The 21,958-nt window shown below is 66.6% G+C and carries 34 protein-coding genes; all 34 read right to left on the bottom strand.

Going from position 1 to position 21,958, the window contains the following annotated elements; genetic code table 11:
• Window positions 1–26: 26 nt before the first annotated feature.
• The 34 genes from ACFVS6_RS17245 to tuf all read right to left on the bottom strand — a co-directional run bounded on the left by ACFVS6_RS17245 (window position 27) and on the right by tuf (window position 21,849).
• Window positions 27–1,655: an ATP-binding cassette domain-containing protein gene (locus ACFVS6_RS17245; RefSeq protein ID WP_389704589.1), complete on the bottom strand. Its 1,629-nt coding sequence runs from the start codon at window positions 1,653–1,655 to the stop codon at window positions 27–29.
• Window positions 1,656–1,698: 43 nt separating this feature from the next.
• Window positions 1,699–2,550: a tRNA pseudouridine(38-40) synthase TruA gene (truA, locus tag ACFVS6_RS17240; protein WP_389704587.1), complete on the bottom strand. Its 852-nt coding sequence runs from the start codon at window positions 2,548–2,550 to the stop codon at window positions 1,699–1,701.
• A gap of 142 nt (window positions 2,551–2,692) precedes the next feature.
• Window positions 2,693–3,157: a 50S ribosomal protein L17 gene (rplQ, locus tag ACFVS6_RS17235; RefSeq protein ID WP_281204238.1), complete on the bottom strand. Its 465-nt coding sequence runs from the start codon at window positions 3,155–3,157 to the stop codon at window positions 2,693–2,695.
• 97 nt (window positions 3,158–3,254) lie between these two features.
• A complete protein-coding gene (locus ACFVS6_RS17230) occupies window positions 3,255–4,277 on the bottom strand; it encodes a DNA-directed RNA polymerase subunit alpha (RefSeq protein WP_008739666.1) in 1,023 nt (340 codons plus the stop codon).
• Between the two features lie 150 nt (window positions 4,278–4,427).
• The gene (gene rpsK / locus ACFVS6_RS17225; protein WP_003956432.1) at window positions 4,428–4,832 is read right to left on the bottom strand and encodes a 30S ribosomal protein S11; all 405 of its coding nucleotides are present in this window, start codon (window positions 4,830–4,832) and stop codon (window positions 4,428–4,430) included.
• 54 nt (window positions 4,833–4,886) lie between these two features.
• Window positions 4,887–5,267 (bottom strand): 30S ribosomal protein S13, encoded by a 381-nt coding sequence (rpsM, locus tag ACFVS6_RS17220; protein WP_150518306.1) that lies wholly within the window; start codon window positions 5,265–5,267, stop codon window positions 4,887–4,889.
• A 199-nt stretch (window positions 5,268–5,466) separates the two neighbouring features.
• A complete protein-coding gene (rpmJ, locus tag ACFVS6_RS17215; RefSeq protein WP_003956441.1) occupies window positions 5,467–5,580 on the bottom strand; it encodes a 50S ribosomal protein L36 in 114 nt (37 codons plus the stop codon).
• 73 nt (window positions 5,581–5,653) lie between these two features.
• The gene (gene infA, locus ACFVS6_RS17210; protein ID WP_003956442.1) at window positions 5,654–5,875 is read right to left on the bottom strand and encodes a translation initiation factor IF-1; all 222 of its coding nucleotides are present in this window, start codon (window positions 5,873–5,875) and stop codon (window positions 5,654–5,656) included.
• Between the two features lie 138 nt (window positions 5,876–6,013).
• A complete protein-coding gene (gene map / locus ACFVS6_RS17205) occupies window positions 6,014–6,865 on the bottom strand; it encodes a type I methionyl aminopeptidase (RefSeq protein WP_389704584.1) in 852 nt (283 codons plus the stop codon).
• Window positions 6,866–6,960: 95 nt separating this feature from the next.
• The gene (locus ACFVS6_RS17200) at window positions 6,961–7,608 is read right to left on the bottom strand and encodes an adenylate kinase (protein WP_389704582.1); all 648 of its coding nucleotides are present in this window, start codon (window positions 7,606–7,608) and stop codon (window positions 6,961–6,963) included.
• Complete coding sequence (gene secY, locus ACFVS6_RS17195) at window positions 7,608–8,924, bottom strand: preprotein translocase subunit SecY (RefSeq protein WP_281204235.1); 1,317 nt, start codon at window positions 8,922–8,924, stop codon at window positions 7,608–7,610. The genes ACFVS6_RS17200 and secY overlap by 1 nt, the downstream gene beginning before the upstream one ends.
• A 187-nt stretch (window positions 8,925–9,111) precedes the next feature.
• Entirely contained in the window at window positions 9,112–9,567 is a 456-nt protein-coding gene (gene rplO, locus ACFVS6_RS17190; RefSeq protein ID WP_008739693.1) for a 50S ribosomal protein L15, read from the bottom strand.
• A 1-nt stretch (window position 9,568) separates the two neighbouring features.
• Entirely contained in the window at window positions 9,569–9,751 is a 183-nt protein-coding gene (gene rpmD / locus ACFVS6_RS17185) for a 50S ribosomal protein L30 (RefSeq protein WP_053682614.1), read from the bottom strand.
• Entirely contained in the window at window positions 9,751–10,353 is a 603-nt protein-coding gene (gene rpsE / locus ACFVS6_RS17180) for a 30S ribosomal protein S5 (RefSeq protein ID WP_073912880.1), read from the bottom strand. The genes rpmD and rpsE overlap by 1 nt, the downstream gene beginning before the upstream one ends.
• A gap of 45 nt (window positions 10,354–10,398) precedes the next feature.
• Window positions 10,399–10,782, bottom strand: coding sequence for a 50S ribosomal protein L18 (rplR, locus tag ACFVS6_RS17175; RefSeq protein ID WP_008739696.1), 384 nt, complete (start codon window positions 10,780–10,782; stop codon window positions 10,399–10,401).
• A gap of 2 nt (window positions 10,783–10,784) precedes the next feature.
• Window positions 10,785–11,324: a 50S ribosomal protein L6 gene (gene rplF, locus ACFVS6_RS17170; protein WP_389704579.1), complete on the bottom strand. Its 540-nt coding sequence runs from the start codon at window positions 11,322–11,324 to the stop codon at window positions 10,785–10,787.
• Window positions 11,325–11,344: 20 nt separating this feature from the next.
• A complete protein-coding gene (gene rpsH, locus ACFVS6_RS17165; RefSeq protein WP_007265911.1) occupies window positions 11,345–11,743 on the bottom strand; it encodes a 30S ribosomal protein S8 in 399 nt (132 codons plus the stop codon).
• A 223-nt stretch (window positions 11,744–11,966) separates the two neighbouring features.
• Entirely contained in the window at window positions 11,967–12,152 is a 186-nt protein-coding gene (locus ACFVS6_RS17160; RefSeq protein ID WP_003956452.1) for a type Z 30S ribosomal protein S14, read from the bottom strand.
• 5 nt (window positions 12,153–12,157) lie between these two features.
• The gene (rplE, locus tag ACFVS6_RS17155; protein ID WP_037792008.1) at window positions 12,158–12,709 is read right to left on the bottom strand and encodes a 50S ribosomal protein L5; all 552 of its coding nucleotides are present in this window, start codon (window positions 12,707–12,709) and stop codon (window positions 12,158–12,160) included.
• Window positions 12,709–13,020 carry a 50S ribosomal protein L24 gene (rplX, locus tag ACFVS6_RS17150; protein WP_030008468.1) on the bottom strand — a complete coding sequence of 104 codons (312 nt, stop codon included), beginning with the start codon at window positions 13,018–13,020 and terminating at the stop codon, window positions 12,709–12,711. Before rplX ends, rplE begins: the two co-directional genes overlap by 1 nt.
• 2 nt (window positions 13,021–13,022) lie before the next feature.
• The gene (rplN, locus tag ACFVS6_RS17145) at window positions 13,023–13,391 is read right to left on the bottom strand and encodes a 50S ribosomal protein L14 (protein ID WP_053682618.1); all 369 of its coding nucleotides are present in this window, start codon (window positions 13,389–13,391) and stop codon (window positions 13,023–13,025) included.
• A gap of 109 nt (window positions 13,392–13,500) precedes the next feature.
• Window positions 13,501–13,785, bottom strand: coding sequence for a 30S ribosomal protein S17 (rpsQ, locus tag ACFVS6_RS17140; protein WP_008739702.1), 285 nt, complete (start codon window positions 13,783–13,785; stop codon window positions 13,501–13,503).
• A complete protein-coding gene (rpmC, locus tag ACFVS6_RS17135) occupies window positions 13,785–14,009 on the bottom strand; it encodes a 50S ribosomal protein L29 (RefSeq protein WP_008739703.1) in 225 nt (74 codons plus the stop codon). The genes rpsQ and rpmC overlap by 1 nt, the downstream gene beginning before the upstream one ends.
• Window positions 14,009–14,428: a 50S ribosomal protein L16 gene (gene rplP / locus ACFVS6_RS17130; protein WP_030026326.1), complete on the bottom strand. Its 420-nt coding sequence runs from the start codon at window positions 14,426–14,428 to the stop codon at window positions 14,009–14,011. Before rplP ends, rpmC begins: the two co-directional genes overlap by 1 nt.
• 5 nt (window positions 14,429–14,433) lie before the next feature.
• A complete protein-coding gene (gene rpsC, locus ACFVS6_RS17125; RefSeq protein ID WP_008739710.1) occupies window positions 14,434–15,276 on the bottom strand; it encodes a 30S ribosomal protein S3 in 843 nt (280 codons plus the stop codon).
• Window positions 15,276–15,623, bottom strand: a complete 348-nt coding sequence (gene rplV / locus ACFVS6_RS17120) for a 50S ribosomal protein L22 (RefSeq protein WP_007265904.1) — start codon at window positions 15,621–15,623, stop codon at window positions 15,276–15,278. The genes rpsC and rplV overlap by 1 nt, the downstream gene beginning before the upstream one ends.
• A 43-nt stretch (window positions 15,624–15,666) precedes the next feature.
• Window positions 15,667–15,948 (bottom strand): 30S ribosomal protein S19, encoded by a 282-nt coding sequence (rpsS, locus tag ACFVS6_RS17115; protein ID WP_008739713.1) that lies wholly within the window; start codon window positions 15,946–15,948, stop codon window positions 15,667–15,669.
• 12 nt (window positions 15,949–15,960) lie between these two features.
• Window positions 15,961–16,797 carry a 50S ribosomal protein L2 gene (gene rplB, locus ACFVS6_RS17110; RefSeq protein WP_030388860.1) on the bottom strand — a complete coding sequence of 279 codons (837 nt, stop codon included), beginning with the start codon at window positions 16,795–16,797 and terminating at the stop codon, window positions 15,961–15,963.
• Between the two features lie 39 nt (window positions 16,798–16,836).
• Window positions 16,837–17,160 carry a 50S ribosomal protein L23 gene (gene rplW / locus ACFVS6_RS17105; RefSeq protein WP_030154694.1) on the bottom strand — a complete coding sequence of 108 codons (324 nt, stop codon included), beginning with the start codon at window positions 17,158–17,160 and terminating at the stop codon, window positions 16,837–16,839.
• Window positions 17,160–17,810, bottom strand: a complete 651-nt coding sequence (gene rplD, locus ACFVS6_RS17100) for a 50S ribosomal protein L4 (RefSeq protein WP_030388861.1) — start codon at window positions 17,808–17,810, stop codon at window positions 17,160–17,162. Before rplD ends, rplW begins: the two co-directional genes overlap by 1 nt.
• Before the next feature lie 4 nt (window positions 17,811–17,814).
• Window positions 17,815–18,459: a 50S ribosomal protein L3 gene (gene rplC / locus ACFVS6_RS17095; protein WP_281204232.1), complete on the bottom strand. Its 645-nt coding sequence runs from the start codon at window positions 18,457–18,459 to the stop codon at window positions 17,815–17,817.
• A gap of 14 nt (window positions 18,460–18,473) precedes the next feature.
• Entirely contained in the window at window positions 18,474–18,782 is a 309-nt protein-coding gene (gene rpsJ, locus ACFVS6_RS17090; RefSeq protein ID WP_003948644.1) for a 30S ribosomal protein S10, read from the bottom strand.
• 465 nt (window positions 18,783–19,247) lie between these two features.
• Window positions 19,248–20,432 carry a hypothetical protein gene (locus ACFVS6_RS17085; RefSeq protein ID WP_389704573.1) on the bottom strand — a complete coding sequence of 395 codons (1,185 nt, stop codon included), beginning with the start codon at window positions 20,430–20,432 and terminating at the stop codon, window positions 19,248–19,250.
• 223 nt (window positions 20,433–20,655) lie between these two features.
• Window positions 20,656–21,849, bottom strand: coding sequence for an elongation factor Tu (tuf, locus tag ACFVS6_RS17080; RefSeq protein ID WP_281204230.1), 1,194 nt, complete (start codon window positions 21,847–21,849; stop codon window positions 20,656–20,658).
• Window positions 21,850–21,958: the final 109 nt, after the last annotated feature.

The raw sequence follows: 21,958 nt of genomic DNA, 5'->3' as shown, positions 1-21,958 counted from the left end.
CCGTCCGTCGAACGCGCGGCTTCCCCTCAGCGCTTGCGCTCAACCCGACGTTCGTCCCAGACGGGCTCCTGAGTCTCCCTCACAACACCGTCCGAACCGAAGACCAGGTAGCGGTCAAATGTGCGCGCGAACCACCGGTCGTGCGTGACGCACAACACAGTGCCGTCGTAGGACTCCAGGCCGTCCTGCAACGCCTCCGCCGACTCCAGGTCGAGGTTGTCCGTCGGCTCGTCCAGGAGCAGCGCCGTGGTTCCGGCCAGCTCCAGCAGCAGGATCTGGAAGCGCGCCTGCTGGCCGCCGGAGAGCTTCTCGAAGGGCTGGTCGCCCTGTCGCTCCAGCTCGTAGCGGCGCAGGGCGCCCATCGCCTGGCCGAGCGGCTTGGCCGCCTCCGTCCACAGGATGTCGACGAGCGTGCGCCCGAACAGCTCGGGGTGCGCGTGGGTCTGCGCGAAGTGGCCCGGCACCACGCGGGCACCCAGCTTCCAGTTACCGGTGTGCTTGACGTCCTCGCCCGCCATCAGGCGCAGGAAGTGCGACTTCCCGGAACCGTTCGAGCCGAGCACCGCGACCCGCTCCCCGTAGAAGACCTCCAGCGAGAAGGGCTTCATCAGCCCCGTGAGCTCCAGGTTCTCCACGGTCAGCGCGCGCACGCCGGTCCGGCCGCCCTTGAGGCGCATCCGGATGTCCTGCTCCCGCGGCGGCTCCGGCGGCGGACCGGCCTCCTCGAACTTCTGGAAGCGGGTCTGCATCGCCCGGTACCGCGAGGCCATGTCCGGGCTGCTCGCCGCCTGGTTGCGCAGCCGCAGCACCAGCGCCCTCAGCCGGGCGTGCTCCTCGTCCCAGCGCCGCTTGAGCTCCTCGAAGCGGGCGAAGCGCTCCTTGCGGGCGTCGTGGTACGTGCCGAAGCCGGCGCCGTGCACCCACACGTCGGAGCCGGTCGGGCTCGCCTCCAGGCTGATGATCTTCTCCGCGGCCTGCGTCAGCAGCTCCCGGTCGTGGGAGACGAAGAGCACGGTCTTGCGGGTGGCCCTGAGCTGCTCCTCCAGCCACCGCTTGCCCGGAACGTCCAGGTAGTTGTCCGGCTCGTCGAGCAGCAGGACCTCGTCGGGCCCGCGCAGCAGCGCCTCCAGGACGAGCCGCTTCTGCTCACCGCCCGACAGCGTGCGCACCTCGCGGTACTGGGCGCTGTCGTACGGGATGGCCAGCGCGGCCATGGTGCAGACGTCCCACAGGGTCTCCGCCTCGTAGCCCTGGACGTCGGCCCAGTCGCTGAGCGCCTGCGCGTAGGCCATCTGCGCGGCCTCGTCGTCGACGGTCAGGATCAGGTGCTCGGCCCGGTCGACGGCCTTGGCCGCCTCCCGGATCCGCGGCTGGGACACCGAGACCAGCAGGTCCCGTACGGTCGTCTCGTCCCGGACCGAGCCCACGAACTGCGACATCACGCCGAGTCCGCCGCTGATGGCGACGCCGCCGCCGTGCGGCTGGAGCTCGCCGGAGATCAGCTTGAGCAGGGTGGTCTTGCCGGCGCCGTTCGCCCCCACCAGGGCCACCACCGAGCCCTCCCCCACGCGGAAGGAGACGTCGGGGAGCAGGACCCGCCCGTCGGGAAGGTAGTACTCCAGGTGGTTGGCTTCGAGATGTCCCATGCCGGGCATTGTCCCGGTCCCCCCGCGATCCGCCCAAACGCATAAGCGGATCTCAGCAGCAACCAGCTCCTGGCAGGGTCCGCAGGTTGCGCGCCTCCTTGCTGCGGGCGGCCAGCAGCTCGTCGGCGGGGTAGCCGACCTCCTCCAGGGTGAGCCCGTGCGGCTTCACCACGTGGACCGAGGAGTCCCGTACGCCGGCGGCCAGCACCTCGCCGGGCCAGGTGACCGGCCGGTGTCCGTCGCCGACGTGCAGCAGGGCGCCGACCAGCGAGCGGACCATGTTGTGGCAGAAGGCGTCGGCGCGGACCGTCGCGGTGACGATGCCGTCGTCGGCCCGCTCCCAGCTGAGCTGCTGGAGCGTACGGATCGTCGTGGCGCCCTCGCGCTTCTTGCAGTACGCGGCGAAGTCGTGCTCGCCGAGGAGCGCGGCGGCGGCCTCGTTCATGGCGTCGACGTCCAGCGGCCACTGGTGCCACAGCACGTGGCCGCGGCGCAGCGGGTCCACGCCGGCCCGGTGGTCGCCGACCCGGTAGGCGTAGCGGCGCCAGATGGCCGAGAACCGGGCGTTGAAGCCCTCGGGGGCCTCGGCGGCCCGCCAGACCCGTACGTCCTGCGGGAGGCGCCCGGCGAGGCGGCGCAGGAGCTTGTCGTGGTGCTCGGCCCACACCTCCTCGGCCAGGTCGAACTGGGCGACCTGCCCGCGGGCGTGGACGCCGGCGTCGGTGCGCCCGGCGACGGTCAGCTCGACGGGGTCCGCGAGCCGCATCACGGTCCGCAGGGCGGACTCCAGCTCGCCCTGCACGGTCCGCAGCACGCGCTGCTTCGCCCAGCCGGAGAAGTCCTTGCCGTCGTACGACAGGTCCAGCCGCACCCGGACGTGCCCGGGCTCCACCTCGTCACTCACGTGACCGATCCTCTCAGGGTGTTCCAGGGCCGTGTTCCCGCGCCGCTCTCCCGGGCTGTGTTCCCGGGAGAACGCGGGAACGGGCCCGCCCCGGGAAGGGGGCGGGCCCGTTCAGAGCCGTTCGGCGTGATCCCGGAGGGGATCAGGCCTCCTTGGTCTCCTCGGCGGCGGGAGCCTCGGTGGCCTCCGCCTCCTTCACGGCGCGCTTGGTGGCGGCCTCGGCCTCACCAGTGGCCTGCTGGGCGACCGTCAGGGCCTCGACCAGCTCGATGACCGCCATCGGGGCGTTGTCGCCACGACGGTTGCCGATCTTGGTGATGCGCGTGTAACCACCGGGGCGGTTCTCGTAGCGCGGGGCGATCTCGGTGAACAGCGTGTGCACGATGCTCTTGTCCGTGATCGTCTGCAGCACCAGGCGACGGTTGTGGATGTCGCCCTTCTTGGCCTTGGTGACCAGACGCTCGGCGTAGGGACGCAGGCGACGGGCCTTGGCCTCGGTGGTGGTGATGCGGCCGTGCTCGAAGAGCGACTTCGCGAGGTTCGCGAGGAGGTGCTTCTCGTGCGCGGCGCTGCCGCCCAGACGGGCACCCTTTGCGGGACGCGGCATGGTGTTACTCCTTCATATCTGCACCGGCCGTGTCAGGTACCGGTGTCAGTTCCCCCGAGGCGGACGCCGCGGGAAAGTCCGTTCTGCGAGCCGAGGCTCAGTACTGCTCGGTCTCGACGAAACCGGCGTCCGCGTCGTCGTCGGCGCCGAAGGCGTCGGCGGCGGCGGTCGGGTCGAATCCGGGCGGGCTGTCCTTGAGGGCCAGGCCCATGCCGGCCAGCTTCGCCTTGACCTCGTCGATCGACTTCGCACCGAAGTTGCGGATGTCGAGCAGGTCGGCCTCGGAACGCGCCACGAGCTCACCCACGGAGTGGATGCCCTCGCGCTTGAGGCAGTTGTACGAGCGGACCGTGAGCTCCAGCTCCTCGATCGGCAGCGCCAGATCGGCGGCCAGGGCCGCGTCCGTCGGCGAGGGGCCCATGTCGATGCCCTCGGCGTCGATGTTGAGCTCGCGCGCCAGACCGAACAGCTCGACCAGGGTCTTACCGGCGGACGCCATGGCGTCGCGCGGGCGCATGGCCTGCTTGGTCTCGACGTCGACGATCAGCTTGTCGAAGTCGGTGCGCTGCTCGACTCGGGTCGCCTCGACCTTGTAGGTGACCTTGAGGACCGGGCTGTAGATGGAGTCGATCGGGATGCGACCGATCTCCTGGCCCAGCTGCTTGTTCTGGACGGCGGAGACGTAGCCGCGACCGCGCTCGACGGTCAGCTCCATCTCCAGCTTGCCCTTGCCGTTGAGCGTGGCGAGGACGAGGTCCGGGTTGTGCACCTCGACACCGGCCGGGGGCGCGATGTCGGCGGCGGTGACCAGGCCGGGACCCTGCTTGCGCAGGTACATCACGACCGGCTCGTCGTGCTCCGAGGAGACGACCAGCTGCTTGATGTTGAGGATGATGTCGGTGACGTCTTCCTTGACACCGGGCACGGTGGTGAACTCGTGCAGCACGCCGTCCACGCGGATGCTGGTGACGGCGGCACCCGGGATCGAGGAGAGCAGGGTGCGGCGCAGGGAGTTGCCGAGGGTGTAGCCGAAGCCCGGCTCCAGCGGCTCGATCACGAACCGCGAGCGGTACTCGTCGACGACCTCTTCGGTCAGCGAGGGACGCTGAGCGATAAGCATGTCTGTGTTCCTTCAGTCGTGGACGCCCACTATTTGACGCCCGACGGTGTGCAGCATGGCGCTGCGGACTACAAGGGTACGGGCGGTACGTCCCCCGCGAGGGGTTCGTACCGCCCGAACACTCAAAGACGCACAGGTGCGTCCGCTGCGTCAGACGCGGCGGCGCTTCGGCGGACGGCAGCCGTTGTGCGGGGTGGGGGTGACGTCCTGGATCGAGCCGACCTCGAGGCCGGTGGCCTGGAGGGAGCGGATCGCGGTCTCACGGCCGGAGCCGGGACCCTTGACGAAGACGTCGACCTTGCGCATGCCGTGCTCCTGCGCGCGGCGGGCGGCCGACTCGGCGGCCATCTGCGCGGCGAAGGGGGTGGACTTGCGCGAGCCCTTGAAGCCGACGTGGCCGGCGGAGGCCCAGGAGATCACGTTGCCCGAGGGGTCCGTGATCGAGACGATCGTGTTGTTGAACGTGCTCTTGATGTGGGCGTGCCCGTGAGCGACGTTCTTCTTTTCCTTGCGGCGCACCTTCTTGGCAGCGCCCTGACGACCCTTGGGGGGCATCTAAATCTCCTACGGGAGGTGGTCGGTCCTACAGCGCAAGACCGCTGAACAGGACTACTTCTTGCCCGGCTTCTTCTTACCGGCGATCGCGCGACGCGGACCCTTGCGGGTACGGGCGTTCGTGCTGGTGCGCTGACCGTGCACCGGGAGGCCACGACGGTGGCGAATACCCTGGTAGCACTGGATCTCGACCTTGCGGCGGATGTCGGCCTGGATCTCGCGGCGGAGGTCACCCTCGGTGCGGAGGTTGGCGTCCACGTACTCGCGGATCTTGACCAGGTCCTCTTCGGCCAGGTCACGAACGCGGGTGTTCGGGTTCACACCGGTGGCCGCAAGGATTTCCTTGGACCGGGTGCGACCGACACCGAAGACGTAGGTGAGTGCGATCTCCACGCGCTTTTCGCGCGGGATGTCAACACCGGAAACGCGTGCCATTCAATGGCTCCTGTGTGTTCGGGGGTCTTCAGCAGAATCGACCCCGACCGCCGACCACACCTGATGGGTGGTGGTACGTCCGGGTCCCCGGCCCCCGCCGGAGGTGCCGCCGGCTCCTGTCGGAGCTGGGCGGATTCTGCGTATGTACGTTTTCTTACGTCGCGCGAAGAACTGCGGAAGGCAGGTCGGTCGGCGTGCGTCAGCCCTGGCGCTGCTTGTGGCGCAGGTTGTCGCAGATGACCATGACCCGACCGTGACGGCGGATCACCTTGCACTTGTCGCAGATCTTCTTGACGCTCGGCTTGACCTTCATTGGGTGAGGTTCTCCGGGTCAGTGCCACCACCCGCGCCGGACGAGAATGCCCGGTCGGGAGTGAGGACAAGATCTACTTGTATCGGTAGACGATCCGGCCACGCGTCAGGTCGTACGGGGAGAGCTCCACGACGACCCGGTCATCAGGGAGGATGCGGATGTAGTGCATGCGCATCTTGCCGCTGATGTGCGCGAGGACCTTGTGACCGTTCTGGAGTTCCACCTTGAACATCGCGTTCGGGAGGGACTCGATCACGGTGCCCTCGATTTCGATGGCACCTTGCTTCTTGGCCACGCTTCGCCTTTCGAATCGGCTACCTTGATCGGCTTCGTGCGCCATGCAGGCATGGAAGTGCACGAGAGCCGACGAGTCAGTCTACGTCAGGGCACCCAGAAAGACGAATCCGGAAAGTTTGCCCCAGAGTCTAGATCATTAACCGAGGGGGTCCGGCGCCGTGGTGACGCCGTACTCCGCCAGCTTCGCCTTGCCGCAGTCCGGGCTGGTCAGGACGATCGGTCCGGCCTCGGTCAGCGCGATGGAGTGCTCCCAGTGCGAGGACCAGGTGCCGTCCGTCGTGATGACCGTCCAGTCGTCCGCCAGTACCTCCGTCTGGGCGGTGCCCAGCGAGACCATCGGCTCGATCGCCAGGCACAGGCCCGGGACGAGCTTGATGCCCTTGCCCCGCTTGCGCGAGACGTAGTTCAGCAGGTGCGGGTCCATGTGCATCTCGGAACCGATGCCGTGGCCGCCGTAGTCCTCGATGATCCCGAACTTGCCGAGGCTGTGCTCACCGGTCGTGGGACGCGGCTGGCGCTTGATGTACGTCTCGATCGCCTTCGAGATGTCCACCAGCCGGTTGCCGAGCCGCATCGCCGCGATGCCGGCCCACATCGACTCCTCGGTGACCCGGGAGAGCTCGATCAGCTCCGGGGCGTGACCGGTGCCGACGAAGGCCGTGTAGGCCGCGTCACCGTGCCAACCGTCGATGATGGCGCCCGCGTCGATGGAGATGATGTCCCCGTCCCTGAGGACCGTCTTGTCGTCCGGGATGCCGTGGACGACGACCTCGTTGACCGAGGTGCAGATCGTCGCGGGGAAGCCGCCGTAGCCGAGGAAGTTCGACTTGGCGCCGGCGTCCGCGATGACCTTGCGCGCCACCATGTCCAGATCCCTCGTCGTGGAGCCCGGCACCGCGGCCTCACGTGTCGCCGCGTGGATCGCGGCGACGACCAGCCCTGCCTCGCGCATCTTCGCGATCTGCTCGGGGGTCTTGATCTGAACCATGAACGGGCCTTCCACCTTCGAAACCGGGTCTTCTCAACAGTACGGCCGCGATGCCCGAAGGACACCGCGGCCGTACCCGCACACGAACAGCAGGACTACTTCTTCAGGGCTTCCATCGCACGCTTCGTGACGTCGGCGACCTCACCGAGGGCCGGGATCGTCACCAGCAGGCCCTGGGCCTTGTAGTAGTCGATGATCGGCTCGGTCTGCGTGTGGTAGACCTCCAGCCGGTTGCGGACCGTGGCCTCGGAGTCGTCCTCGCGCTGGTACAGCTCGCCACCGCAGGTGTCGCAGACACCCTCGGTCTTCGGCGCCGCGTACGTGACGTGGAAGACGTGCGCGGACTCCTTGCGGCAGATCCGCCGACCGGCGATCCGCTTCACGACCTCGTCCTCCTCGACCTCCAGGTCGAGGACGGCGTCCAGCTTCATACCCTCGGACTGCAACATGACGTCGAGCGCCTCGGCCTGCGAGACGTTGCGCGGGAATCCGTCGAGCAGGAAGCCGTTCACGGCGTCCGGCTGCTCCATGCGGTCCTTGGCCATACCGATGGTGATCTCGTCGGGGACGAGGTCACCGGCGTCCATGAACGCCTTCGCACGCCGGCCGAGCTCGGTGCCCTGGCTGATGTTGGCCCGGAACAGGTCGCCCGTGGAGATGTGCGGGATGGACAGGTTCTTGGCAAGGAACGCGGCCTGCGTACCCTTGCCCGCACCGGGCGGTCCGACGAGGACGATTCGCATCAGCGGAGGAACCCTTCGTAATTGCGCTGCTGGAGCTGGCTCTCGATCTGCTTCACGGTTTCCAGACCCACACCCACGATGATCAGGATGCTCGTCCCGCCGAACGGGAAGTTCTGGTTCGCCCCGAAGCCCGCCAACGCCATTGTCGGCACAAGAGCGATCAGACCCAGGTACAGCGAGCCGGGCCAGGTGATCCGGTTGAGTACGTAGCTCAGGTACTCGGCGGTCGGCCGGCCGGCGCGGATGCCCGGGATGAAGCCACCATACTTCTTCATGTTGTCGGCAACTTCCTCGGGGTTGAACGAGATCGCCACGTAGAAGAACGCGAAGAAGACGATCAGGAGGAAGTAGACGGCGATGTAGTACGGGTGGTCGCCCTTGACGAAGTGCTTCTGGATCCAGTTGGCCCAGCCCGCGGTCGAGCCGCTGAACTGCACCACCAGGGCCGGGATGTACAGCAGCGACGAGGCGAAGATGACGGGGATGATGCCCGCCTGGTTCACCTTGAGCGGGATGTAGGTCGAGGTACCGCCGTAGGCACGGCGGCCGATCATGCGCTTCGCGTACTGAACCGGAATGCGGCGCTGCGCCTGCTCGACGAAGACGACCAGGCCGACCATCGCGAGACCGACCAACATGACCACGCCGAACTCGACCCAGCCTCCAGCGATCTTGCCCTGGAGCTTGATCGTCCAGAGAGAACCGACGAAGCCGGCGGCGATCGAGATGAACATCAGGATCGACATTCCGTTGCCGATGCCGCGGTCGGTGATGAGCTCACCGAGCCACATGACGACACAGGTACCGGCGGTCATGGTGAGCACCATGACGACGGTCGTGAAGATCGAACGGTTGGGAACGATCTGCGAGGCGACCGAGCAGTTCCCGAAAAGGGCTCCGGTGCGGGCGGTGGCGACGAGACCGGTGCCCTGAAGGATCGCGAGCGCGACCGTCAAATAGCGCGTGTACTGAGTGATCTTCGCCGTGCCGGACTGGCCCTCTTTCTTGAGGGTCTCCAGCTTCGGGATGACCACGGTCAGCAGCTGCAGGATGATGCTCGCCGTGATGTAGGGCATGATGCCGAGCGCGAAGATCGTGATCTGCAGCAGCGCACCGCCACTGAACATGTTGACCAGACCGAAGAGGCTGTTGCTGCCATTCCCCATCTGGTCAAGACAGATCTGAACGTTCTTGTAGCTCACGCCGGGTACCGGGATGTGGGACCCGAGCCGATACAGCACGATGATGCCGAGCGTGAAGAGCAGCTTCTTGCGCAGGTCGGGCGTCTTGAACGCCCGGGCGAACGCGGTGAGCACGGTGCCTCCTGCGACCCCCGCGCTACTGCGTCAGAGGTGACGGTCTGAGGGATCGACGAATACGTACAAGCAAAGGTGCAGGCCACCTTACCGGCGACTGCGCCCCCCGTGGAACGACCAACCGGGGATGCCCCATATGTGAGGCATCCCCGGTCGGGTTTCTAGCTATTTGTCACTGAGTTTTGTCTTAGACGAGCTCGGTGACGGTGCCGCCGGCAGCGGCGATCTTCTCCTTGGCGGAGGCGGAAACGGCGTCAACCGAAACCTGCAGCGCCACGGAGAGCTCGCCCTGGCCCAGGACCTTGACGAGGCTGTTCTTGCGAACCGCGCCCTTGGCGACCAGGTCGGCCACCGTGACTTCTCCACCCTCGGGGTAGAGAGCGCCGAGCTTGTCCAGGTTCACGACCTGGAACTCGGTGCGGAACGGGTTCTTGAAGCCCTTGAGCTTCGGCAGACGCATGTGGAGGGGCATCTGCCCACCCTCGAAGCGCTGCGGGATCTGGTAACGGGCCTTCTGGCCCTTCGTACCACGACCGGCCGTCTTACCCTTCGACGCCTCACCACGACCGACACGGGTCTTCGCGGTCTTGGCGCCGGGGGCGGGACGGAGGTTGTGGGCCTTCAGCGGGCTGTTCTCAGCCATGTTAGTCAACCTCCTCAACCGTCACGAGGTGGCGGACGGTCTGCACCATTCCGCGGAACTCGGGGCGGTCCTCCTTGACGACCACGTCGTTCAGGCGCTTGAGCCCGAGCGAACGCAGAGTGTCGCGGTGGTTCTGCTTGCTGCCGATGTACGACTTCGTCTGCGTGATCTTGAGGCGAGCCATTACGCACCCGCCCCGGCACGTGCACGAAGCAGAGCCGCGGGGGCGACGTCCTCGAGGGGCAGACCACGGCGAGCCGCGATCTCCTCGGGACGCTGCAGGCCCTTGAGGGCCGCCACGGTCGCGTGCACGATGTTGATCGCGTTCGAAGAGCCGAGCGACTTCGACAGGATGTCGTGAACGCCGGCGCACTCCAGAACGGCGCGCACCGGACCACCGGCGATAACACCGGTACCGGGGGAAGCCGGCTTCAGGAGCACGACGCCCGCGGCACGCTCGCCCGTGATCGGGTGAGGAATGGTGCCCTGGATGCGCGGAACCTTGAAGAAGGACTTCTTGGCTTCCTCGACACCCTTGGCGATGGCCGCGGGAACTTCCTTGGCCTTGCCGTAACCGACACCTACAGTGCCGTCACCGTCGCCCACCACGACCAGCGCGGTGAAGCTGAAGCGGCGACCACCCTTGACAACCTTGGCGACGCGGTTGATCGCGACAACGCGCTCAACGTAAGCGGTCTTCTCGGCGGCAGGGCCACCGTCGCGACCCTTCCGGTCCCGCCGCTCGCCGCCACCGGCACCGCTTCCGCGGCGCTGGGGTCCAGCCATTGGATTACCTCTCTCTGTTACGTCCGTGAGTCCCGGAACCGGGGCTTAGAACTTCAGCCCGGCTTCGCGGGCGGCGTCAGCCAGAGCGGCAATGCGCCCGGCGTATCGGTTGCCACCGCGGTCGAAGACAACGGTCTCCACGCCGGCAGCCTTCGCACGCTCGGCCACGAGCGCGCCGACGGCCTGGGCCTGGGCGCTCTTGTCGCCTTCGCCACCGCGGATCGAGGTGTCCAGGGTCGACGCGGACGCCAGGGTGTGACCCTGGAGGTCGTCGATGACCTGAGCAACGATGTTGCGGTTGGAACGCGTCACGACGAGGCGCGGACGCTCCGCCGTACCCGACACGTTCTTGCGAATGCGGATGTGGCGGCGAGCCTTGGCAGCGCGCTTGTACGCGTCGCCCTTGGCGATCTTCACACCGTATGCCATGGCTACTTACCAGCCTTTCCGACCTTGCGGCGGATGACTTCGCCGGCGTACTTGACACCCTTGGCCTTGTACGGGTCGGGCTTCCGCAGCTTGCGGATGTTGGCGGCGACCTCGCCGACCTTCTGCTTGTCGATGCCCTCGACCGAGAACTTGGTGGGCGACTCGACCTTGAAGGAGATGCCCTCGGGCGCCTCGATCAGGATCGGGTGGCTGTAACCAAGCTGGAACTCCAGGTTGGAGCCCTTCGCGGCGACGCGGTAACCGACACCGCTGATCTCGAGAGCCTTGACGTATCCCGTGGTCACGCCGGTGATCATGTTCGCCACCAGCGTGCGGGACAGGCCGTGCAGGGCCTTGTTCTGACGCTCGTCGTTCGGGCGGATGACGTTCAGAACGCCGTCCTCACCCTTGACGATCTCGATCGGCGCCTTGACGGTGTGCGCGAGGGTGCCCTTGGGGCCCTTCACTGCGACCGTCTGGCCGTCGATGGTGACGTCCACACCGGCGGGAACCTGGATGGGGAGCTTGCCGATTCGCGACATTGCTTTTCCTCCGTTCCCGACTACCAGACGTAGGCGAGGACTTCCCCACCTACGCCCTTCTTGCCTGCCTGCTGGCCGGTGAGGAGACCGTGGGACGTGGAGATGATCGCCACGCCCAGGCCGCCGAGCACCTTCGGCAGGTTGGTGGACTTCGCGTACACGCGCAGACCGGGCTTCGAGATCCGCTTGATGCCCGCAATGGAGCGCTCGCGGTTCGGCCCGAACTTCAGCTCGAGGACGAGGTTCTTGCCGACCTCGGCGTCCTCGACCTTCCAGCCGGTGATGAAACCCTCCTGCTTGAGGATCTCTGCGATGTGCGACTTGATCTTGCTGTGCGGCATCACGACGGTGTCGTGGTACGCCGAGTTAGCGTTACGCAGACGCGTGAGCATGTCTGCGATCGGGTCAGTCATGGTCATGAAGTGGCCTTCGGCCTCTCTCGCCGGGGTTTCCTGTATGCGCCATCCCTCTCCCCACTCAGAGGCGGGACGGGTGCGGTGCGGGGACCTACGGCGTAGTAAGTCGTTATGGGCGGCGGACGCCCAACCACACAAGCCTAAGGCATGCGCGGGTGGGCATCCGCCGACCAGATGCTTACCGAGAGTGCCTGGTACTTCTCAAGTCCTTACGGACGAGAGGGAGTTACCAGGAGCTCTTGGTCACGCCCGGCAGCTCGCCACGGTGAGCCATCTCACGAAGGCACACGCGGCACAGGCCGAACTTGCGGTACACGGAGTGGGGGCGACCGCAGCGCTGGCAGCGGGTGTACGCACGCACACCGAACTTGGGCTTGCGGGCAGCCTTCGCGATGAGAGCCTTCTTCGCCATCTCGCTTACGCCTCCTTGAAGGGGAAGCCGAGGTGACGAAGGAGCGCGCGGCCCTCAGCGTCGTTGGTCGCCGTGGTGACCACGGTGATGTCCATACCCCGGGTACGGTCGATCTTGTCCTGGTCGATCTCGTGGAACATGACCTGCTCCGTGAGACCGAAGGTGTAGTTGCCACGGCCGTCGAACTGCTTCGGCGACAGACCACGGAAGTCACGGATACGCGGCAGCGCGAGCGACAGCGTACGGTCCAGGAACTCCCACATGCGGTCACCACGGAGGGTGACGTGGCAGCCGATCGGCTGACCCTCACGCAGCTTGAACTGCGCGATGGACTTCCGGGCCTTCGTGACGGCCGGCTTCTGACCGGTGATCGTCGTCAGGTCCTTGATGGCGCCGTCGATCAGCTTGGAGTCGCGGGCGGCGTCGCCCACACCCATGTTGACCACGATCTTCACGAGGCCGGGGATCTGCATGACGTTCTCGTAGGAGAACTCCTCACGCAGCTTGCCCGTGATGTCCTCGCGGTACTTCGTCTTGAGACGCGGAGTGGTAGCCATCAGATGTCCTCACCCGTCCGCTTGGCAACGCGGATCTTGTTGCCCTCGTCGTCGAAGCGGTAGCCGACGCGGGTGACGACCTTCTTGCCGTCCTTCTCCACAACCAGCTGAACGTTGCTCACGTGGACCGGGGCCTCGGTGATGACGATGCCGCCGGCCTGGTTCTGCGCAGCCTTGGTGTGCTTCTTGACCCGGTTGACACCCTCGACGAGGACGCGGTTGTCAGCGGGGAAGGCGACGATGACCTTGCCCTGCTTGCCCTTGTCCTTACCGGTGATGACCTGTACCAGGTCGCCCTTCTTGATCTTCATGCTTACAGCACCTCCGGCGCGAGCGAGATGATCTTCATGAACTTCTTCTCGCGCAGCTCACGACCCACCGGGCCGAAGATACGGGTGCCGCGAGGGTCGCCGTCGTTCTTCAGAATGACGGCGGCGTTCTCGTCGAAGCGGATGTACGAGCCGTCCTGGCGGCGGCGCTCCTTGACGGTGCGAACGATGACAGCCTTGACGACGTCACCCTTCTTCACGTTGCCGCCGGGGATCGCGTCCTTGACGGTGGCGACGATGACGTCACCGACGCCCGCGTAGCGGCGACCGGAACCACCGAGAACACGGATGCAAAGGATCTCCTTGGCACCAGTGTTGTCGGCGACACGCAGTCGCGACTCCTGCTGGATCACGTGTATCTCCTGTTTGTCTGCCGGTTCCCGGCGGGGGCTTCACGCTCCGAAGAGCGCTCGCCCCCACCGAGCCTGGCGGAACGAATCCGGGGGAAACCCCCCGGACTGATTACTTGGCCTTTTCGAGGATCTCGACGATGCGCCAGCGCTTGCTCGCCGACAGCGGACGCGTCTCCATGATGAGGACGCGGTCGCCGACGCCGGCAGCGTTCTGCTCGTCGTGAGCCTTGAGCTTGTTGGTACGGCGGATGACCTTGCCGTACAGCGCGTGCTTGACGCGGTCCTCGACAGCGACGACGACGGTCTTGTCCATCTTGTCGCTGACGACCAGACCCTCACGGGTCTTGCGGAAACCGCGCTGCTCGGTGGTCTCAGTCACGTTCTTCTCGCTCATCAGGCGCTCTCCACCGTCTCGATACCGAGCTCACGCTCGTGCATCAGGGTGTAGATGCGAGCGATGTCCTTACGGACGGACTTGAGCCGGCCGTTGTTCTCCAGCTGACCCGTGGCCGCCTGGAAGCGGAGCTTGAACAGCTCCTCCTTGGCCTCGCGCAGCTTGCCAACGAGCTCCTCGTTGCCGAGCTCACGCAGCTCGGACGCCTTGGTTCCCGTCGCCATCACGACTCACCTGCCTCGCGCCGAACAATCCGGCACTTCATCGGAAGCTTGTGAGCAGCGCGGGTGAGCGCCTCACGAGCAATCTTCTCGTTCGGGTAGGACAGCTCGAACATGACCCGGCCCGGGTGCACGTTCGCGATCCACCACTCGGGAGAACCCTTACCGGAACCCATGCGGGTCTCGGCAGGCTTCTTGGTGAGCGGGCGGTCCGGGTAGATGTTGATCCAGACCTTGCCGCCACGCTTGATGTGGCGGGTCATCGCGATACGAGCCGCCTCGATCTGGCGGTTCGTCACGTACGCCGGGGTCAGCGCCTGGATGCCGTACTCGCCGAACGAGACCTCAGTACCGCCCTTGGCCATACCGCGGCGCTTCGGGTGGTGCTGCTTGCGGTGCTTGACCCTACGAGGGATCAGCATGTCGGTCAGGCCTCCGTTCCGGTGCTCTCGGCCGGAGCGGCGGCGGGAGCGTCGGCCTTGGGGGCCTCGGCACCAGCAGCCTGCTGCGGCTTGCGGCCACCACGGCCGCCGCGCTCGCCACCACGGCCACCACGGCCGGCGGGACGGTCGCCAGCGCCCTGAGCACCACGGGCCGGGCGGTTACCCGCACGGGCCGCAGCGTTCTCGGCGCGAACCTCGGCGATGTTCTTGACGTCGCCCTTGTAGATCCAGACCTTCACACCGATACGGCCGAAGGTGGTCTTGGCCTCGAAGAAGCCGTAGTCCACGTTCGCGCGCAGCGTGTGCAGCGGCACACGACCCTCGCGGTAGAACTCGGAGCGGGACATCTCGGCGCCGCCGAGGCGACCGCCACACTGGATCTTGATGCCCTTGGCGCCGGCCTTCATCGTGCCCTGCATGCTCTTACGCATGGCGCGACGGAAGGAGACGCGGGAGGAGAGCTGCTCGGCAACGGCCTGAGCAACCAGCTGAGCGTCGAGCTCGGGGTTCTTGACCTCGAGGATGTTCAGCTGGACCTGCTTGCCCGTGAGCTTCTCGAGGTCACCGCGGATGCGGTCGGCCTCGGCGCCACGGCGACCGATGACGATGCCCGGACGAGCGGTGTGGATGTCCACACGCACGCGGTCACGGGTGCGCTCGATCTCAACCTTCGAGATGCCGGCGCGCTCCATGCCGGACGTCATCATCCTGCGGATGGCGACGTCTTCCTTGACGTAGTCCTTGTACAGCTTGTCGGCGTACCAACGCGACTTGAAGTCGGTGGTGATGCCGAGCCGGAACCCGTGCGGGTTTACCTTCTGGCCCATTACCGGGAACCTTCCTTGCTGCTGACGACCACGGTGATGTGGCTGGTCCGCTTGCGGATCCGGTAGGCACGGCCCTGGGCACGCGGACGGAACCGCTTCAGGGTCGGGCCCTCGTCCACGTACGCCTCGCTGATGACCAGCGTGGAGGCGTCCGGGTGGTTGTAGTTGTGTGCGGCGTTGGCAATGGCGCTGTCGAGCACCTTGCCAACCGGCACGCTCGCGGCCTGCGGGGCGAAACGCAGGACCGCCTGAGCCTCCGTGGCATCCATGCCACGGATAAGGTCCACCACTCGGCGGGCCTTCATGGGCGTGACGCGGATGTACCGCGCCTGGGCCCTGGCTTCCATGGTTGTCCCTTCGGTGTAAGTCATAGTCGTAACCACCCCGCCTTTAGCGGCGCTTCGACTTCCGGTCGTCCTTGACGTGGCCGCGGAAGGTGCGAGTCGGCGAGAACTCGCCGAGCTTGTGGCCGACCATCGACTCGGTGACGAACACCGGGACGTGGGTCTTGCCGTTGTGCACCGCGATGGTGTGACCCAGCATGCTGGGGATGATCATCGAGCGACGGGACCAGGTCTTGATGACGTTCTTGGTGCCGGCTTCGTTCTGGACGTCCACCTTCTTTACGAGGTGGTCGTCGACGAAGGGCCCCTTCTTGAGACTGCGCGGCATCTAAACCCGCTCCTAGCGCTTCTTGTTCGTCTTGCGGCGGCGGACGATGTACTTGCTCGAAGCCTTCTTCGGCGAGCGAGTACGACCCTCCTTCTGACCCCACGGGGAGACCGGGTGGCGACCACCACTGGTCTTGCCCTCACCACCACCGTGCGGGTGGTCAACCGGGTTCATCGCGACACCGCGGACGGACGGGCGAACGCCCTTCCAGCGCATACGGCCGGCCTTGCCCCAGTTGATGTTCGACTGCTCGGCGTTGCCGACCTCGCCGACCGTGGCGCGGCAGCGGGCGTCGACGAGACGGATCTCGCCGGACGGCATGCGGAGGTGGGCCATGACGCCCTCCTTCGCAAGCAGCTGCACGGACGCACCGGCGGAGCGGGCGAACTTCGCACCGCCGCCGGGACGCAGCTCGATGGCGTGGATGGTCGTACCAACCGGGATGTTGCGCAGAGCCAGGTTGTTGCCCGGCTTGATGTCGGCCGTGGGGCCGTTCTCAATCCGGTCGCCCTGCTGCAGACCGCGCGGCGCGATGATGTAGCGCTTCTCGCCGTCGGCGTAGTGCAGCAGCGCGATGCGCGCGGTGCGGTTGGGGTCGTACTCGATGTGCGCGACCTTGGCCGGCACGCCGTCCTTGTCGTGACGACGGAAGTCGATCACGCGGTAGGCGCGCTTGTGACCGCCACCCTGGTGGCGAACAGTGATCCGACCGGTGTTGTTACGGCCGCCCTTGCTGTGCAGAGGGCGAACCAGCGACTTCTCCGGCGTGGACCGCGTGATCTCGACAAAGTCGGCGACGCTGGAGCCACGACGGCCCGGGGTCGTCGGCTTGTACTTGCGGATACCCATTTCTCAGTCCTCGTCCGATTCCGGACGACTAGACCTCCGTTAGGAGGCCTGGCCGCCGAAGATGTCGATTCGGTCGCCCTCAGCGAGGGTCACGATGGCGCGCTTGGTGTCAGCGCGCTTGCCGAAACCGGTCTTGGTGCGCTTGCGCTTACCCTGACGGTTGATCGTGTTGACCCCGGTGACCTTGACCCCGAAGACCGCTTCCACGGCCTGCTTGATCTGGGTCTTGTTGGAGCCGGGCGCGACGATGAACGTGTACTTGTTCTCGTCCAGCAGCGCGTAGCTCTTCTCCGACACAACCGGCTTGATCAGCAGGTCGCGCGGGTCGGTGAAGGTCTTGCTGGTAACGGTCGCCTCGGACATCAGGCGTCGCTCCCTTCGGTCTCATCGGCCTTGGGGCCAGACACGAAGGACTCGAAAGCGGCCTGGGTGAAGACCACGTCGTCAGAGACGATCACGTCGTACGTGTTCAGCTGGCCCGGCTCCAGGATGTGAACCTGGGGCAGGTTGCGGGCGGACAGCCACGCGGCCTCTTCGGCGCGGTCGACGACCAGGAGCAGGTTCTTGCGCTCCGAGATCTTGCCGAACAGCGTCTTGGCGGCCTTCGTGGAGGCGGCACCCTCGACCACGCCGGTGACGACGTGGATGCGGGAGTGACGCGCACGGTCCGAGAGGGCACCGCGGAGGGCGGCGGCCTTCATCTTCTTCGGGGTCCGCTGGGAGTAGTCACGCGGCTGAGGGCCGTGGACGACGCCACCGCCGACGAACTGCGGAGCGCGGGTGGAACCCTGGCGAGCGCGGCCGGTGCCCTTCTGGCGGTACGGCTTGCGGCCACCACCACGGACTTCGCCACGACGCTTGGTCTTGTGCGTGCCCTGACGGGCAGCAGCCAGCTGAGCGACAACGACCTGGTGGATCAGCGGAACGCTGGTCTTCGCGTCGAAGATCTCCGCGGGGAGCTCGACGGTACCGGCCTTGTCGCCTGCCGGCGAAAGGATGTCAATGGTGCTCATTACCTCAAGCCCCCTTGGCCGCGGTACGGACCAGGACGAGGCCGCCGTTCGGACCGGGGACCGCGCCCTTGATGAGGAGCAGACCCTTCTCCGCGTCAACCGCGTGGATGGTCAGGTTCTGGGTGGTGACGCGCTCGTTACCCATACGACCGGCCATGCGCATGCCCTTGAAGACACGCCCAGGGGTGGCGCAGCCACCGATCGAACCGGGGGAGCGGTGCTTGCGCTGGACGCCGTGACCGGCACCGAGGCCCTTGAAGTTGTGACGCTTCATGACACCGGCGAAGCCCTTGCCCTTGCTGTTGCCCGTGACGTCAACCTTGACGCCGGACTCGAACACCTCAGCAGTGATCTCCTGGCCGAGCGTGTACTCGCTGGCGTCGGAGGTGCGGAGCTCCACCAGGTGGCGGCGGGGGGTGACGTCGGCCTTGGCGAAGTGGCCCTTGAGGGGCTTGTTCACCTTGCGCGGGTCGATCTCGCCGAAGGCGATCTGGACCGACTCGTAGCCGTCGATGTCGTTCGTACGGACCTGGGTAACGACGCAGGGTCCGGCCTTGACCACGGTGACCGGGACGACACGGTTGTTCTCGTCCCAGACCTGGGTCATGCCGAGCTTCTCGCCCAGGACGCCCTTGATCTGCTTTGCCATCTTCTCGACGCCTCTCAGAGCTTGATCTCGATGTCAACGCCGGCCGGAAGGTCCAGGCGCATCAGCGAGTCAACGGTCTTGGGCGTCGGGTCGAGGATGTCGATCAGGCGCTTGTGCGTGCGCATCTCGAAGTGCTCGCGCGAGTCCTTGTACTTGTGCGGCGACTTGATGACGCAGTACACGTTCTTCTCAGTGGGCAGCGGCACCGGGCCTGCGACCGACGCACCAGTGCGGGTCACCGTCTCGACGATCTTCTTCGCCGAGGAGTCGATGACCTCGTGGTCGTAGGCCTTGAGCCGGATGCGGATCTTCTGTCCCGCCATGGCTACTCCGTAGTCCTGTCTGTATGTGGAACGCTCTGGCTCCCGATTGGCCGCGGGATGACTCCCGCAGTCTCTTCTCCGACCCACGCGGTCGGGCGTGTCGCACACCCTCTACAGAAAATTCCCATACGGAAATTCCCTCGTCCAAGGGGATGCGGTCCCTGACCGCGCATCGGGGGAAAGACACCCACCGAGTGCCTGGTAAGCACCTTGCTGACACTTCCCAGAAGATTCCCGTACGTCCGTCCCCATTGCTGCCCCGAAAGGCAGATTAAGGACGACGAGTACTGTGGGACTCGCTTCCGGTCCTCCCGGCGGGAGGCGCGCAGCATCGGCACTCAACCGAGCAACTTGAGTAGTCTGCCATACGAGACACGTACCTGGCCAATCGGGCGGAAGAGAATACCCCGCCGCGGGGACACGTCAAACTACGGCGCGCGTTTGCCCGACGGGGTCCCTGCCTGGTCAGGACCGGGAGAGCCGGCCGCACTCCTCCTGACCGGGGGTGTCGATGCCCCGGCTGCGGTCGTACGGATCCACCGGCACACCGGAAGGTTCAGGTCCGCTTTCCTCGGGGTCCGAGAAGAACGACGGGTGCAGGTAGCCGTCGTTCTTGTCGCAGGCGGTGTTGGCGACGTCCCGCAGGGTCTCCCGGAGCCACAACTTCCCCGGAGTCGAGTCCCACGCCTTCGCGTCGACGACGTGGAACGTGAGCTCCCGCCGCACGATGCTCCGGGCCACGTCCTCCGGGTTCCCCCGCACCTTCACGAAGGGGTGGACGAAGGAGTAGTCCAGCTTGATGGCGGCCTGTCCGCGCTCCGGCCCCGGCTCCAGCCACATGCGTCCGCGCACCTTGACCACGTCCCCCACCGGGCGCAGTTCGGCCGGGTCGTACCGGGTGAACAGCTCCAGCGGGTCCGCGTCCTCGGTCGGCCGCTCGTAGGCCGTACCCATCCGCCGGTGGAGCTCCTCGTCCTTGGGATCGAGGAGGGCCAGCGCGGCGACCGGACGCTCCCCCCGCAGCACCGCCGGGTCCAGGTTGGACGCCACCAGGAACTGCTTCGCCTTCGCGATCCCGTCCGCGACCCGCTCCTTGTCGACCCCGTTGACGGCCTCTGCCTGCGGAACCTCGATGCCGGCGGCGCCGTCCGCCCACTGGAGGGCCGGCGACCCCCGGAAGGGATCCTTCAGGGTGGGCCGGTCCGGGTACTGGCTCTCCGGAGCCGCGCTCGGGCGGACGGACTCCGCCGGCAGCGGACCGGCCTGCTCGGCCGCCCGGGAGTCGGCCTTGCCCGTGACCCGGTCGATCAGCAGCTCCGGCCGCAGCGCGATCAGCGCCAGTCCGGCCACGAGGACGATCGCCGCCGCGGCCTTCAACCGGCGCCTGCCCCTCCCCCGCCCTTCCATCTCCTGCCACGCCGGCCCGGTGCGCCAACCCGCGGGCTCGGCCGCGGCCGCCCGCCGCTTGCGCCCGAACCGACCGGCCGCCTTCCGGCGTTCCTCGTCCTCGCGCCGCAGCCGTTCGGTCACCATCCGCGCCCGCGCGGACGGCTCCTGGGGCGCGTCCGCGTTCCCCTGCCCCACCTGCTCGCCGAACCGCCGCCATTCCTCGTCGGATATGCCCGGTCGGTCGTCGTCCCGCTGTGCCATGCCTGTTCCCCACCCCGTGAAACGTTCCTGCTGCGCCCTTACGGCGCCCCCACACATCGGGAGCGTCTCATACGCCGCCGACAGCGCGTCCCCGGGCCCCTCTCAGGTCGCTCGGGGCACCCGGCACGCGAAAGGGCCCCTCCCCGCCGCCGGAGCGGTGGGAAGGGGCCCTTTCGTCAAACATGGTGTCCGCTCGCGCGGACGACCGGGTCAGAGCACGAAATTACTTCGTGATCTTGGTGACCTGGCCGGCGCCCACGGTACGACCACCCTCACGGATGGCGAACTTCAGGCCCTCTTCCATCGCGACGGGCTGGATGAGGTTGACCGTCATGTCGGTGTTGTCACCGGGCATGACCATCTCGGTGCCCTCGGGGAGGGTCACAACGCCCGTCACGTCCGTGGTACGGAAGTAGAACTGCGGGCGGTAGTTGTTGAAGAACGGGGTGTGACGGCCACCCTCGTCCTTCGACAGGATGTACGCGGCGGCCTCGAACTCGGTGTGCGGCGTGACCGAACCGGGCTTGATGATGACCTGGCCGCGCTCGACGTCCTCGCGCTTGATGCCACGGAGGAGCAGACCGACGTTCTCGCCCGCCTGGCCCTCGTCGAGCAGCTTGCGGAACATCTCGATGCCGGTGACCGTGGTGGTGGTCTTCTCCTGCTTGATGCCGATGATGTCAACGGTCTCGTTGACCTTCAGGACACCACGCTCGATGCGACCGGTGACGACGGTGCCACGACCGGTGATCGTGAAGACGTCCTCGACGGGCATGAGGAAGGGCTTCTCGGTGTCACGCGGCGGGGTCGGGATCGCCTCGTCGACGGCGTCCATCAGGCCGAGGAGCTTGTCGCCCCACTCCTTGTCGCCCTCGAGCGCCTTCAGCGCGGAGACCTGGACGACCGGAAGGTCGTCGCCCGGGAAGTCGTACTCGGAGAGCAGCTCGCGGACCTCGAGCTCGACGAGCTCCAGGATCTCCTCGTCGTCCACCATGTCGGCCTTGTTCAGGGCGACGACGATGTACGGAACGCCGACCTGGCGGGCCAGGAGCACGTGCTCCTTGGTCTGCGGCATCGGGCCGTCGGTGGCGGCGACCACGAGGATGGCACCGTCCATCTGCGCGGCACCGGTGATCATGTTCTTGATGTAGTCCGCGTGACCCGGGCAGTCGACGTGGGCGTAGTGACGCGCCTCGGTCTGGTACTCGACGTGCGCGATCGAGATGGTGATACCGCGCTGACGCTCCTCAGGAGCCTTGTCGATCTGATCGAAGGCCGAAGCCGCGTTCAGGTCCGGGTACTTGTCGTGCAGCACCTTGGTAATGGCGGCCGTGAGGGTCGTCTTACCGTGGTCAATGTGACCGATGGTGCCGATGTTGACGTGCGGCTTAGTCCGCTCGAACTTCGCCTTCGCCACGGGGGTCCTCCTGAGAGTGGTTCTGTACGCCTTGAATGGTCGGCGCCAGGTGATCTTTGCTGGATAGCCGGCTCCCCCGGGGCAGCGGGAGGGTTGCTCCTGTTGCCCC

The organism is Streptomyces sp. NPDC057939 (genome assembly GCF_042887545.1).
Taxonomy (GTDB): Bacteria; Actinomycetota; Actinomycetes; order Streptomycetales; family Streptomycetaceae; genus Streptomyces.
This window is presented reverse-complemented; position numbering and strand designations above follow the sequence as displayed.

Bases quoted from the DNA above. Each gene is read 5' to 3' on its own strand.
- map (WP_389704584.1), bottom strand. From the start codon at position 6,865: ATGGTTCAGATCAAGACCCCCGAGCAGATCGCGAAGATGCGCGAGGCA.
- rplQ (WP_281204238.1), bottom strand. From the start codon at position 3,157: ATGCCGCGTCCCGCAAAGGGTGCCCGTCTGGGCGGCAGCGCCGCGCAC.
- ACFVS6_RS17160 (WP_003956452.1), bottom strand. From the start codon at position 12,152: ATGGCGAAGAAGGCTCTCATCGCGAAGGCTGCCCGCAAGCCCAAGTTC.
- rplV (WP_007265904.1), bottom strand. From the start codon at position 15,623: ATGGAAGCCAGGGCCCAGGCGCGGTACATCCGCGTCACGCCCATGAAG.
- rplC (WP_281204232.1), bottom strand. From the start codon at position 18,459: ATGGCAAAGCAGATCAAGGGCGTCCTGGGCGAGAAGCTCGGCATGACC.
- rpsS (WP_008739713.1), bottom strand. From the start codon at position 15,948: ATGCCGCGCAGTCTCAAGAAGGGGCCCTTCGTCGACGACCACCTCGTA.
- rpmD (WP_053682614.1), bottom strand. From the start codon at position 9,751: ATGGCTCGCCTCAAGATCACGCAGACGAAGTCGTACATCGGCAGCAAG.
- rpsM (WP_150518306.1), bottom strand. From the start codon at position 5,267: ATGGCACGCGTTTCCGGTGTTGACATCCCGCGCGAAAAGCGCGTGGAG.
- rpmJ (WP_003956441.1), bottom strand. From the start codon at position 5,580: ATGAAGGTCAAGCCGAGCGTCAAGAAGATCTGCGACAAGTGCAAGGTG.
- ACFVS6_RS17230 (WP_008739666.1), bottom strand. From the start codon at position 4,277: ATGCTTATCGCTCAGCGTCCCTCGCTGACCGAAGAGGTCGTCGACGAG.
- rplB (WP_030388860.1), bottom strand. From the start codon at position 16,797: ATGGGTATCCGCAAGTACAAGCCGACGACCCCGGGCCGTCGTGGCTCC.
- rplP (WP_030026326.1), bottom strand. From the start codon at position 14,428: ATGCTGATCCCTCGTAGGGTCAAGCACCGCAAGCAGCACCACCCGAAG.
- rpsJ (WP_003948644.1), bottom strand. From the start codon at position 18,782: ATGGCGGGACAGAAGATCCGCATCCGGCTCAAGGCCTACGACCACGAG.
- rpsK (WP_003956432.1), bottom strand. From the start codon at position 4,832: ATGCCCCCCAAGGGTCGTCAGGGCGCTGCCAAGAAGGTGCGCCGCAAG.
- ACFVS6_RS17200 (WP_389704582.1), bottom strand. From the start codon at position 7,608: ATGCGAATCGTCCTCGTCGGACCGCCCGGTGCGGGCAAGGGTACGCAG.
- rpsQ (WP_008739702.1), bottom strand. From the start codon at position 13,785: ATGAGCGAGAAGAACGTGACTGAGACCACCGAGCAGCGCGGTTTCCGC.
- rplW (WP_030154694.1), bottom strand. From the start codon at position 17,160: ATGTCCGAGGCGACCGTTACCAGCAAGACCTTCACCGACCCGCGCGAC.
- rplF (WP_389704579.1), bottom strand. From the start codon at position 11,324: ATGTCGCGAATCGGCAAGCTCCCCATCCAGGTTCCCGCCGGTGTGGAC.
- rpsE (WP_073912880.1), bottom strand. From the start codon at position 10,353: ATGGCTGGACCCCAGCGCCGCGGAAGCGGTGCCGGTGGCGGCGAGCGG.
- rpsC (WP_008739710.1), bottom strand. From the start codon at position 15,276: ATGGGCCAGAAGGTAAACCCGCACGGGTTCCGGCTCGGCATCACCACC.
- rplD (WP_030388861.1), bottom strand. From the start codon at position 17,810: ATGAGCACCATTGACATCCTTTCGCCGGCAGGCGACAAGGCCGGTACC.
- ACFVS6_RS17245 (WP_389704589.1), bottom strand. From the start codon at position 1,655: ATGCCCGGCATGGGACATCTCGAAGCCAACCACCTGGAGTACTACCTT.
- rplX (WP_030008468.1), bottom strand. From the start codon at position 13,020: ATGAAGATCAAGAAGGGCGACCTGGTACAGGTCATCACCGGTAAGGAC.
- rpmC (WP_008739703.1), bottom strand. From the start codon at position 14,009: ATGGCGACGGGAACCAAGGCGTCCGAGCTGCGTGAGCTCGGCAACGAG.
- rplE (WP_037792008.1), bottom strand. From the start codon at position 12,709: ATGGCTACCACTCCGCGTCTCAAGACGAAGTACCGCGAGGACATCACG.
- ACFVS6_RS17085 (WP_389704573.1), bottom strand. From the start codon at position 20,432: ATGGCACAGCGGGACGACGACCGACCGGGCATATCCGACGAGGAATGG.
- rpsH (WP_007265911.1), bottom strand. From the start codon at position 11,743: ATGACCATGACTGACCCGATCGCAGACATGCTCACGCGTCTGCGTAAC.
- rplO (WP_008739693.1), bottom strand. From the start codon at position 9,567: ATGGCTGAGAACAGCCCGCTGAAGGCCCACAACCTCCGTCCCGCCCCC.
- rplR (WP_008739696.1), bottom strand. From the start codon at position 10,782: ATGGCATACGGTGTGAAGATCGCCAAGGGCGACGCGTACAAGCGCGCT.